General features: G+C 65.2%; 13 protein-coding genes, 3 tRNA genes and 1 pseudogene. 6 read left to right on the plus strand and 11 right to left on the minus strand.

Annotated elements, in window-relative coordinates; genetic code table 11:
• Positions 1-87: 87 nt before the first annotated feature.
• The 7 genes from ADBZ9K_RS12435 to ADBZ9K_RS12465 all read right to left on the minus strand — a co-directional run bounded on the left by ADBZ9K_RS12435 (position 88) and on the right by ADBZ9K_RS12465 (position 2,180).
• Positions 88-160 (minus strand) — tRNA-Trp (locus ADBZ9K_RS12435).
• Between the two features lie 120 nt (positions 161-280).
• Positions 281-808: a (3R)-hydroxyacyl-ACP dehydratase subunit HadC gene (hadC, locus tag ADBZ9K_RS12440; protein WP_526620653.1), complete on the minus strand. Its 528-nt coding sequence runs from the start codon at positions 806-808 to the stop codon at positions 281-283.
• A 2-nt stretch (positions 809-810) separates the two neighbouring features.
• Positions 811-1,239, minus strand: coding sequence for a (3R)-hydroxyacyl-ACP dehydratase subunit HadB (gene hadB / locus ADBZ9K_RS12445; protein ID WP_526620938.1), 429 nt, complete (start codon positions 1,237-1,239; stop codon positions 811-813).
• A complete protein-coding gene (hadA, locus tag ADBZ9K_RS12450; protein WP_526620655.1) occupies positions 1,226-1,705 on the minus strand; it encodes a (3R)-hydroxyacyl-ACP dehydratase subunit HadA in 480 nt (159 codons plus the stop codon). The genes hadB and hadA overlap by 14 nt, the downstream gene beginning before the upstream one ends.
• Before the next feature lie 67 nt (positions 1,706-1,772).
• The gene (rpmG, locus tag ADBZ9K_RS12455; RefSeq protein WP_083118336.1) at positions 1,773-1,940 is read right to left on the minus strand and encodes a 50S ribosomal protein L33; all 168 of its coding nucleotides are present in this window, start codon (positions 1,938-1,940) and stop codon (positions 1,773-1,775) included.
• A 41-nt stretch (positions 1,941-1,981) separates the two neighbouring features.
• Positions 1,982-2,055 (minus strand) — tRNA-Met (locus ADBZ9K_RS12460).
• Between the two features lie 52 nt (positions 2,056-2,107).
• A tRNA-Thr gene (locus ADBZ9K_RS12465) sits at positions 2,108-2,180 on the minus strand.
• 198 nt (positions 2,181-2,378) lie between these two features.
• On the opposite strand from ADBZ9K_RS12465, the gene ADBZ9K_RS12470 reads away from it, so the two are divergent.
• The 4 genes from ADBZ9K_RS12470 to ADBZ9K_RS12485 all read left to right on the plus strand — a co-directional run bounded on the left by ADBZ9K_RS12470 (position 2,379) and on the right by ADBZ9K_RS12485 (position 5,309).
• Positions 2,379-3,095 (plus strand): MBL fold metallo-hydrolase, encoded by a 717-nt coding sequence (locus tag ADBZ9K_RS12470; protein ID WP_526620656.1) that lies wholly within the window; start codon positions 2,379-2,381, stop codon positions 3,093-3,095.
• A gap of 71 nt (positions 3,096-3,166) precedes the next feature.
• On the plus strand, positions 3,167-3,868 hold the full coding sequence (locus ADBZ9K_RS12475) for a glycoside hydrolase family 25 domain-containing protein (RefSeq protein ID WP_526620658.1): 702 nt from the start codon (positions 3,167-3,169) through the stop codon (positions 3,866-3,868).
• A 136-nt stretch (positions 3,869-4,004) separates the two neighbouring features.
• Positions 4,005-4,703 carry a crotonase/enoyl-CoA hydratase family protein gene (locus tag ADBZ9K_RS12480; RefSeq protein ID WP_526620660.1) on the plus strand — a complete coding sequence of 233 codons (699 nt, stop codon included), beginning with the start codon at positions 4,005-4,007 and terminating at the stop codon, positions 4,701-4,703.
• A gap of 3 nt (positions 4,704-4,706) precedes the next feature.
• On the plus strand, positions 4,707-5,309 hold the full coding sequence (locus ADBZ9K_RS12485) for a TetR/AcrR family transcriptional regulator (protein ID WP_526620662.1): 603 nt from the start codon (positions 4,707-4,709) through the stop codon (positions 5,307-5,309).
• On the opposite strand, the gene ADBZ9K_RS12490 is transcribed toward ADBZ9K_RS12485, so the two are convergent.
• The gene (locus ADBZ9K_RS12490) at positions 5,298-5,666 is read right to left on the minus strand and encodes a hypothetical protein (protein ID WP_526620664.1); all 369 of its coding nucleotides are present in this window, start codon (positions 5,664-5,666) and stop codon (positions 5,298-5,300) included. The genes ADBZ9K_RS12485 and ADBZ9K_RS12490 overlap by 12 nt on opposite strands.
• Here ADBZ9K_RS12490 and ADBZ9K_RS12495 point away from each other — a divergent pair.
• On the plus strand, positions 5,665-6,402 hold the full coding sequence (locus ADBZ9K_RS12495; protein ID WP_526620666.1) for a glucose 1-dehydrogenase: 738 nt from the start codon (positions 5,665-5,667) through the stop codon (positions 6,400-6,402). The two genes, ADBZ9K_RS12490 and ADBZ9K_RS12495, sit on opposite strands and share 2 nt — an antisense overlap.
• A gap of 17 nt (positions 6,403-6,419) precedes the next feature.
• Here the strand turns inward: ADBZ9K_RS12495 and ADBZ9K_RS12500 are convergent, their stop codons facing one another.
• Both ADBZ9K_RS12500 and ADBZ9K_RS12505 read right to left on the minus strand, forming a co-directional pair.
• A complete protein-coding gene (locus ADBZ9K_RS12500) occupies positions 6,420-6,785 on the minus strand; it encodes an STAS/SEC14 domain-containing protein (protein ID WP_526620668.1) in 366 nt (121 codons plus the stop codon).
• A 328-nt stretch (positions 6,786-7,113) separates the two neighbouring features.
• A complete protein-coding gene (locus tag ADBZ9K_RS12505; RefSeq protein ID WP_526620948.1) occupies positions 7,114-8,136 on the minus strand; it encodes a hypothetical protein in 1,023 nt (340 codons plus the stop codon).
• 105 nt (positions 8,137-8,241) lie between these two features.
• Here ADBZ9K_RS12505 and ADBZ9K_RS12510 point away from each other — a divergent pair, with 105 nt between their 5' ends.
• Positions 8,242-9,015 (plus strand): hypothetical protein, encoded by a 774-nt coding sequence (locus ADBZ9K_RS12510; RefSeq protein ID WP_526620950.1) that lies wholly within the window; start codon positions 8,242-8,244, stop codon positions 9,013-9,015.
• Between the two features lie 168 nt (positions 9,016-9,183).
• Here ADBZ9K_RS12510 and ADBZ9K_RS12515 read toward each other — a convergent pair.
• Positions 9,184-9,402: pseudogene (locus ADBZ9K_RS12515) on the minus strand (IniB N-terminal domain-containing protein); the annotation flags it as partial.
• Between the last annotated feature and the right edge of the window lie 532 nt (positions 9,403-9,934).

The raw sequence follows: 9,934 nt of genomic DNA on the forward strand, positions 1-9,934 counted from the left end.
GTGTCGAGTCCGTCTGGGCTGAGTACCCAACCCGGTGATACACCCTCCAGTGTCCACCACGTCCAGTCGTGCCTATTCAGTTATGAGCAGGGGCGACAGGACTTGAACCTGCAACCTGCGGTTTTGGAGACCGCTGCTCTGCCAGTTGAGCTACGCCCCTCTGTCGGATGTCCCCCCACATAGCTCGCGCGCTCCCCGCCCGGTTACCCGAACCGACGGACAGCGCGCTCACGTGGGAAAACCCCGAGGTCCGAGTGTACAACGGCGCACCGGGCAGGTGTTAATCCGCCGCTTCGTTGTCGTGGCTGACCGGCTTGCGCAACACCTGGCCGGTTTCGGGGTCCCAGCCCGCCGAAATCGAGTTGTCGCCCTCGTGGCCCATCAGCGTGGTGAAGGCTTCCATCACCACTTCACCGTGCTGGTCGACGAGGACGTTGCGGGTGGTGACGATGTCGGCGCCGAACCGCTCGTCAACGGAGTCCACGTACATGGTTCCGGTCAGCTGGTCGCCGTCCTTGATCGGGCGGTGGTACTTGAACTTCTGGTCCACTTGCACGATCTGCAGGGTCTCGAAGCCCACGTCGACGTGCTGGAAGAAGTGCCGCTGGATCATGACCGCGAAGATCGACATGAATGTCAGCGGTGCTACCAGTCCGTCGTGCCCGAGTTGCCGAGCAGCGTCCTCGTCATGGGTGGCCGGGTCGGTGGCCTTCACGGACTTCGCATACTGCCGGATCTGTTCGCGCCCGACGACGTAGGTGTCCGGGTACTTCCAGACCATTCCGCGGATGTCAGTCTTGATTGCCATGGTTACGCCAACGTCGCAATCGCGACGGCACGACCGAAGATCTTCTTTCCTCCGGTCGTGGCGGTCAGGGCGATCGTCACCGACTTGGTCTCGGGATCGGCAGCTTTCACCCGGCCGCTGAAGACGATCTCAGCACCGACGCCGTCGTTGGGCACCGGCACGATGGCGGTGAAGCGGACGTTGTACTCGGTGACCGCACCCGGGTCGCCGATCCAGGAGGTGACGTAGCCGCCACCCAGGCCCATGGTGAGCATGCCGTGGGCGATCGCGGTGTCCAGGCCCACCTGCTTGGCGATCTCGTCGTCCCAGTGGATCGGGTTGAGGTCGCCGGAAACGCCGGCGTAGTTGACCAGGTCGGCACGGGTCAGGGTGATCACCCGCTCGGGCAGTTCATCGCCCACCTTGATCGAACTGAACTCACGCAGTGCCATCGTTGAAGCCACTCTCTCCGTCATCCTCACTTCGCCCGGCAAGCGTCGTGTAGGTCTCCTGTACTACTTCGCCATCCTCGTCGCTGATGACGTTCTTCGTCACGATGATGTCGGTACCGTGCGCCTGCCGGATGTCGTGCACGTAGACGTCGCAATAGAGCTTGTCGCCGGCCTTGATCGGCTTGAGGAACTTCAAGACCTGGTCGACCTGCACGATCTGCTTGTCGGTGATGCCAATGTTGGCGTAGTCGAAGAACGCCGACTGGGCCCGGTAGCCGAAGATGGAGATGAACGTCAGCGGGGCCAGCACGCCGTCATAGCCCAGCTCGGCGGCAGCCTCCTCGGAGAAGAACGACGGATCCTCGTTCTTGACGGCGATGGCATGCTCGCGGATCTTCTCGCGCTCCACCACGTAGTAGTCGGGATGGCGGTAGTGCGCTCCGACTAAACCTTTGGACAAAGCCACAGGGCAGAACCTACCTAGTCAAACCTCGGCACTTCTCGCCGACCGCCGAACCGGCGGCCGACCGAGATCAGCGCGACTCTTTGTGCGGCTGGTGATGGCCGCAGTTCGGGCAGAACTTCTTGAGTTCCAGCCGGTCGGGGTCGTTGCGGCGGTTCTTCTTGGTGATGTAGTTGCGGTGTTTGCACACCTCGCAGGCCAAAGTGATCTTCGGCCGTACGTCAGTACTGGAGGCCACGTTCGTTGCCTTCTTTCACGATCTCGTTTGTTTCTACCTAGTAGCGGTGGGGGGGCTCGATCCCCCGACCTCACGATTATGAGTCGTGCGCTCTAACCAGCTGAGCTACACCGCCCCGATCGGCACCGTGCGGAGCTCCGCGCGCCCAGAGGTCCGTGTGCCCACCGAGCCCCCTAACGGAATCGAACCGTTGACCTTTTCCTTACCATGGAAACGCTCTACCGACTGAGCTAAGGGGGCCTAACCCGCGGCGTGCAGCAAGCTGCGCCGAGGGCCTTAAAGAGGGTACAGCCTGCGGCGGGGCTCAGCCAAACCGCGCTCTGATCAGGCTATTCCCCGCCCATTCCGACACCGTTACCCCGGTTGGGAGCCGACGACGAGCTGCGGCCTTCCGACACCAGGGCCGAGGTGGACCGGCGGGACGCCATACTGGTAGCCATGCCTTCGAGCGATCGCCTGTACTTCCGCCAATTGCTCTCCGGCCGGGACTTCGCCGCCGGCGACATGATGGCGCAGCAGATGCGCAACTTCGCCTACCTCATCGGCGACCGCGAGACCGGGGACGCCGTCGTGGTGGACCCGGCATACGCCGCCGGAGATCTGCTCGATGCGCTCGAAGCCGACGGCATGCACCTGTCCGGTGTGCTGGTCACCCACCACCACCCCGATCATGTCGGCGGCACGATGATGGGCTTCACACTCAAGGGCCTGGTCGAGTTGCTGGAGCGCGTCGAGGTGCCTGTCCACGTCAACACCCACGAAGCTCTGTGGGTCTCCCGCGTCACCGGCATACCGGTCAGCGATCTGACAGCGCACGAACACGGCGACAAGGTCGATGTCGGCGACATCGAGATCGAACTGCTGCACACCCCCGGTCATACGCCGGGCAGCCAGTGCTTCCTGCTCGACGGGCGCTTGGTGGCCGGCGACACCCTGTTCCTCGACGGCTGCGGGCGCACCGACTTCCCCGGCGGCGATGTCGACGAGATGTTCCGCAGCCTGCAGCAGCTGGCCGCCCTGTCCGGCGACCCGACCGTGTTTCCCGGGCACTGGTATTCCATCCAGCCCAGCGCCAACCTCTCTGAGGTCAAGCGCACCAATTACGTCTACAAGGCGTCGAACCTGGACCAGTGGCGCACGCTGATGGGTGCCTGATCGCCCGCACTGCAGTAGCGTCGTCGATAGGGGCAGTGCCCCATTCTCTTTGATAACCGGGAAGATTCGCCGTGGCCGACACCGTGTATGCCGATGTCTCCGAGTGGCAGGTCGGCGTCAACGACACCTATCCGTATCCGGTGCTGAGTATCCGGTCCAATGACGGCACCTACCGTGATCGCCGGTGGGTGCACAACTACGGGTGGTGCCTGCGCAATGTCGACGCCGGGCGCCTGAGCTTCTTCATCGTCTACTTCGTGTGGCGGCCGAACTGGCGTGAAACCGTCGACACCTTCACCTCGCAGGTGCGCTCCCCGCATCCACGGATGGCGGTGATGATCGACGTCGAGTCGTGGGGTGGGCAGATCTCCGGTGACCAGTCCGCCGGTATCAACGCCGCGTACCAGGCCGTCGGCGCCTACCTCGGGTCGACGGCCAAGGTGATCGGTTACGGCAACGTCGGCGACCTGAATCGGCTCTGGCCTACCAAGCCGCCCGGTGTGCGACTGGTCATCGCCGCCTACGGCTCGAACCCGCCCTACCCCGGCAAGGTCGCCCACCAGTACACCGATGGGCAAGGCTACGGCGGAGGGCTGCCGGAGGGGGCGCCACCATTCGGTCGCTGCGATATGAACTCTGCCGACGGGCTGACCGCCACGCAGTTCGCGCTCGCGTGCGGCATCGCCCCGGTGCTGCCGGTGGAGCTGGCCGCCCGCCGCCGGCGCGCACTCGCCACTTTCAGTCCGCTGGCCGCTCAACGTCGACTCACCTGAGCACCACTACTTTTCGGCTGACGCCGCCGCTTCGGCAACCGCCGCGACCCGGGTTCGTTGGCATTGCCTCTTGGCGATCGGAACTTCGTTACGTAACGTCGTTTCGAAAGTAAACCGCCGCGACGAAGGAGCATCCATGAGCGGGCCCGTGAACTACCGCAAAGACGACGCGATCGCCGTGATCACGCTGGACGACGGCAAGGTCAACGTGCTGGGTCCGAGCATGCTGGCCGAGATCAACAGCGCCTTGGACCGCGCCGAGGCCGACGACGCCGGCGCGGTGGTCATCGCAGGCAACGACCGGGTGTTCAGTGGTGGCTTCGACCTGAAGGTGTTCCGCTCCGGTGATGTGCAGGCCTCCATCGACATGCTGCAGGGCGGGTTCAACCTGTCGCATCGTCTGCTGTCGTTCCCCAAGCCGGTCGTCGCGGCGATCACCGGCCACGCCATCGCCATGGGTTCATTTCTGGCGTGCAGCACCGACCACCGAATTGCCGGTCCCACCTACAACTTTCAAGCCAACGAGGTTGCCATCGGGATGGTGCTGCCCTACCCCGCGCTCGAGGTGATGCGGCTTCGGCTCACCCCGTCTGCCTATCAGCAGGCAGTGGGGCTGGCACGGACGTTCCTGGGTGAGACCGCGCTGGCAGGTGGCTGGGTGGACGAGATCGCGATGAACGACCTGGTGCTCTCGCGCGCCGAGGAGGCCGCACGCGAGTTCACCACGCTGAACGCCAGCGCGCACGTGGCCAGCAAGATGCGGGCCCGCCAGGCCACGCTCGACGCGATGCGTAGCGGCATCGACAACATCGCCTCCGAGTTCGGACTGTCCTAGTCCGTGCCCAGAGTCAAGCAGCGCACTCCGGAGCTGCGCGACCGAGTGGTCGACGTAGCGGTGGGCACGCTGTGCGAGGAGGGCATGTCCGGCTTCACCACACGCCGGGTGGCCGAACGGGCCGGCACGTCGGTGCCTGCGGTTTATGAGCTGTTCTCCGACAAGGAGGGACTGCTGCGTGCGGTGTTCTTCGAGGGGTTCCGGCGGCTGGGCCGCGAGCTCACCGCCCTGCCGGACACCAATGACGCCCTGGCCGACGTGCGGGCCCTGATCCCCGTGTTCCGCCGGTTCTGCCTGACATATCCGGCGCTGGCGCGGGTGATGTTCAGCAGGCCATTCCGCGATCCCGGCCCCGACCCCGACGAGCCGGCGGCAGCACCGGCGGTGCGTGAGGTCCTCGTCGGCAAGGTCCAGCGGTGCATCGACGCGCACCTCCTGGCTGGCGACCCTGTCGACATCGCGCACGTATTGCTCGCTCTGGCTCAGGGTTTGGCGGTCCAGGAGGGGGGCCGGTGGCTGGGCACGTCGGCAGAGTCGGTCAACCGACGCTGGGACGTCGGGGTACGAGCGGTCCTCGAAGGGTTTCGACCTGAACTACCGGCTTGACGACTTCTTGCTCGGTATCACGATGATGACGATCAGCGTCAGAATGCTGAAGAACAAGCCCAGAATCCCCCAGCCGAACGGATTTCGGCCTTTCACCCCGGCGATCACAGCGCAGACGATGGCCGCGATGATGCTGCCGACGGCAACGAAGATGCCCTTGATGCCGCGCAGAATGAACCCCGCGGCCTCGATGTTGTCGCTTGCCGCGAGCACGACACCGTGCAGCATGTGCGCCTCCTTGTAGTGATCGGCACCGGAGTTCCCACTCGGGGGCGGCGCTACACCACCGCCGTCAACGCCCACCAGCCGATACGGGTTGGTGCGTTCCACCGCGATGCCCGGTAGCCTGCCGCCCATGGGACGCGTGTGCGGCAAAGTCGCCCTGATCAGCGGCGCGGCTCGCGGCATGGGCGCTGCGCATGCGCGCCTGCTGGTCGGCGAGGGTGCGCGCGTGGTGCTGGGTGATGTCCTCGACGACGAGGGCGCGGCGGTGGCCGCAGAACTCGGCGATGCGGCACGGTATGTCCATCTTGACGTCACCGAACCCGACGATTGGTCGGCGGCGGTGGCGCTGGCACTGCGCGAATTCGGCACCCTGAACGTGCTGGTGAACAATGCCGGGATCGTCTATCGGCGCACGCTGCGCAACTTGGAACGCGAACGCTGGCAACGAGTCATCGACGTGAACCTGACCGGGACCCTGCTTGGCATCACATCGGTGGTCGACCCGATGACCGACGCGGGCGGTGGGTCCATCATCAATATGTCGTCGATCCAGGCGATGCGCGGCACCCCGGGAAACCATGGCTACGTCGCCTCCAAGTGGGCGATCCGCGGTTTGACGAAGTCGGCCGCGCTGGAGTTGGCACCCAACAACATTCGGGTGAACTCGCTTCACCCGGGGATGATCCGCACACCGATGACCGCACATATGCCCGACGACCTGGTGGCCGCTCCCTTGGGCCGGATCGGCGAACCATCCGAGGTCTCGACCTTCGTCGTTTTTCTGGCCAGCGACGAATCGTCGTTCGCGACCGGCGCGGAATTCGTCATGGACGGGGGCCTCATCGCCGATGTGCCCCATCGGGTATGACCGAACTGCAGATGCGGCTAGTCCCCGAGGATCCACTGCCGCGCGGGCTCGACGTCCCCGGCCGGGAAGTGCCGGATCTGCGCGGATACAAAGTGTGATGCCAGATGTTCGGCGAGGTCGCCGAGATGGGAATCGGTGACCACGGCGATCTTCTTGACGTGCTTCTCGTGTTCACGCACGAAGCGGAAGTGGCTCACGATCGCCCCGAAACCGTCCCAGCCCGGGAAATGCGGCGCGTCGATAATGACGCCGGCCAGGTCGCCGACCGCTTCGAGGTGCGGGTCGACGGCCTCGGCCAGCTCGGCGAAGTCGCTCTTGTCGAAGGCCGACTCGGGATGCACCACAAGTACCCCGGTGGTGTCGTCGAGGTGGTATCTGATCACGCTGCCAGGGTGCGCCTACGGCTGCTGGGCGGATTAGAGGCGAAGGTCCTCGACGTCGGGGATGTCACGTCCACTGGAACGGGCGGCCGAGCCGGATTGTCCGTTAGGTCGACCTGATCGCCCCGGCGGCAACGTGCGGTCCGCCCTCCTGTGACGCATTCATCCGCTGCGTCGAGGACAACCTCCGTCGCACCGGCGGATGAGGTTCGGATCCTCGGGCGCCGACGCATGAGATTGGAAGTCATTGGGTTAGAACACTACTGATACAAATCGACACATCGGCGGGGACCATGCGATCCCCGCCGATTCGTGTCAGGTCTTCATCGGCTCAGAAGCCCAGGTGATGGTCGAACTGGTTGTGCGAGGACAGATCCGTGCTCTCCTGCGCGTGCGAGGCGGAAGCATCGTGGCTCGTATCGAAGACGGAGTGACTGGAGTAGTCCGTGCTCGCGTGGGCTGACGGGTCGTCGGCCGTGTGATCCGGTGTCTCGGGTGCCGCTGCATGGGCCGACGAGCCGATCACCGCGTGCTGGTCGACCGTCGTCGTCGCGTGACCGCCACCCAACGAGGTTGCGCCGCCGGCATCGACATTGCCTTGCGCGCTGGTGATCACCGATCCACTGTGCGGGCTGGTGGTCACCTCAGCGCCGGTCGCAGTCGAGCCGCCTGCGCTGATGACACTGGTCTGCGGCGGTGTGGCCGCAGAGCCGTGAGCTGTCGTCGCCGAGGTGGCCGTGGCGCCGCTGTTGATGGTGCTGTGGCCGCCCAGGACCGCCGTGTCGTGGCTCAAGATGTCACCCTGACCCTGGCCACCAAAACCGCTCTGGAAGGCCGTGTTCCCACCAGCGGTGGCGTGGCCGACCGTCTCAGCGCTATTGACCGAACCAGCCGCCTGAGCGCTGTTGTGGACTCCCAGAGTGGTTGCCTCGTGATTGAGGAAGCTCGCGCCACTGCCGGAGGTGCCGGCTCCCGCGCCGACGGTGGAGTGGCTCGCCACATCAGCCTCCGCGACAGAAGCAGCCGGGGGCACGTTGGCCTGTCCCATGAAAGAGCCACCGACGTTGCTGTGGCCGCCAAGTGCGGCACCGTCGTCGTGCAAGAAGCTCACGGCCGCAGTGTTGCTCGCCGCGGTTTGCGCACTGAGGGTGGCACCGCCCAGGGGGCTGCTCAGCCCCGCCGCCGTCGCGCTCGTCGCCGCGGTATTGCCGACCGCTGTCAGGCCACCGCCGCCCAGACCGATCGCTCCCCCACCGGCGGCGGCACTCTGGCTGCCGAGGCTGGCCCCGCCGAGCGGACTGCTGAAGCCGACGTTGGACGTGCTGCTGAAGTTCGCGTTCTCTTGCGCGTTCACGCCATTTGCAACGTTAGGTGCGCCGGCGGTCGCGGTGCCGTTGCCCGTCGTACGACGATCGGCGTCAACTTCATTGCTGTCACCGATACGAGCACGATCGGCGAGGTGTGCACCGGCACCGAACTGGCCGCCACCGCCCAGCTGTGCCCCGCCCTGGGCTCCAAAGCCGTTGTGCCCGGCCACGGCGGCTCCCCCGCCGAATTGCGTGTTGCCACCGGCACCGGCGCCTGCTCCGACCGCCCCACCCAACCCAGCGTTGAAACCACCACCGATCTCAGCCCCACCACCAAAGCCCGTCCCCACACCAACACCGGCCTGGCCACCCAACTCAGCACCCAGCCCAGCGTTGAAACCACCACCGATCTCAGCCCCACCACCAATGCCCGTCCCCACACCAACACCGGCCTGGCCACCCAACTCAGCACCACCACCAACTTCAGCGCCGCCGCCGAGGCCGAAACCACCACCAAAGCCCGTCCCCACACCAACACCGGTCTGACCACCCAACTCAGCACCCAACCCAGCGTTGAAACCACCACCGACCTCAGCACCACCACCAAAGCCCGCGCCAACACCGGCCTGACCACCGAGCTCAGCACCCAGCCCAGCGTTGAAACCGCCACCGATCTCAGCCCCACCACCAAGGCCCGTGCCAACACCAACACCGGTCTGACCGCCCAACTCAGCACCCAACCCAGCGTTGAAACCACCACCGACCTCAGCACTACCACCAAAGCCCGCGCCAACACCGGCCTGACCGCCCAACTCAGCACCCAACCCAGCGTTGAAACCGCCACCGACCTCAGCACCACCACCAAAGCCCGTACCGACACCAACACCGGTCCCGCCTCCCAGCGCGGCACCGAGCCCTGCGCCTAGACCTTCGGCGAGTCCGAGACCGAGCCCGTCACCTAGCCCGGCGGCAACGGCCGATCCGCCGTCGACGCCGAGGTTGAGTGCCGAATCGCTGCTCACCCCTGCGTCCGCCTCAGGTAAGAGGGCAGACGATGAAAGCAGTGTCTGTGCAACACCTTCCGCCGGTGCGAAGCCAAATTGGCCCGAGACGGCCTGCGCCAGCCCGGACACTGGGTCGCCACCCGCGAGGTCGAGCCCCGGCACCGCAGAGGCGGCAACCGACTGGATCTGCTCGGGGCTGACATCGGCCAGTCCGGCGTTTGCCAGCGCTGCATTGGGATCCGCGACAAAGCTTTGCGCAGCGGATTCGTTATTGAACAGGTCAAGGATGAATTGGAGCAGGGAATCCATCAGGAGTTCCTTCCTAAGTATCTCGGAGCGCGTGCTCGCCGGCCCATCCGGTGATTGCTTGCCACGCTATGGAGAACGCCACCGCCCTGAAATGGGGCGCGGTCCCCTACCTGATGCGGGAGGTACCGGGCTAGTCCAGCAATCCCCGTTAGGTGATTAGGGGATCACCCGCATTCGTGCCGTTCTTGCGCAGATCATGACCGGTCAAACCACGATTGATACTGCTCAAAGGGTCCGTAAGGGACAATGCCGGACAGTGAACTGATTCACAACCGTGACCGGCAATATTGACACTCAGGATAGTTTCAGCAAATTCGCACACAAGAAAGGGGCGGCTGGTCGCCGCCGCGCGCCCGTGCGGGCAAGCGACCCCCGAACCGCGCTAGACCGGGTGGTGGTTCTGCCAATGGTCCGGATGTTCAGCGAGCCATTGGCGTTCCACCCGCTGCACTCGGTGATGTTCGACCATGATGGCCAGTCCGCCCGCGATCAGCAGCCCGGCGGCGACCGCAACCAACATCATCAGCAGCTC

It is taken from the genome of Mycobacterium sp. (assembly GCF_965229265.1).
Classification (GTDB): Bacteria; Actinomycetota; Actinomycetes; order Mycobacteriales; family Mycobacteriaceae; genus Mycobacterium.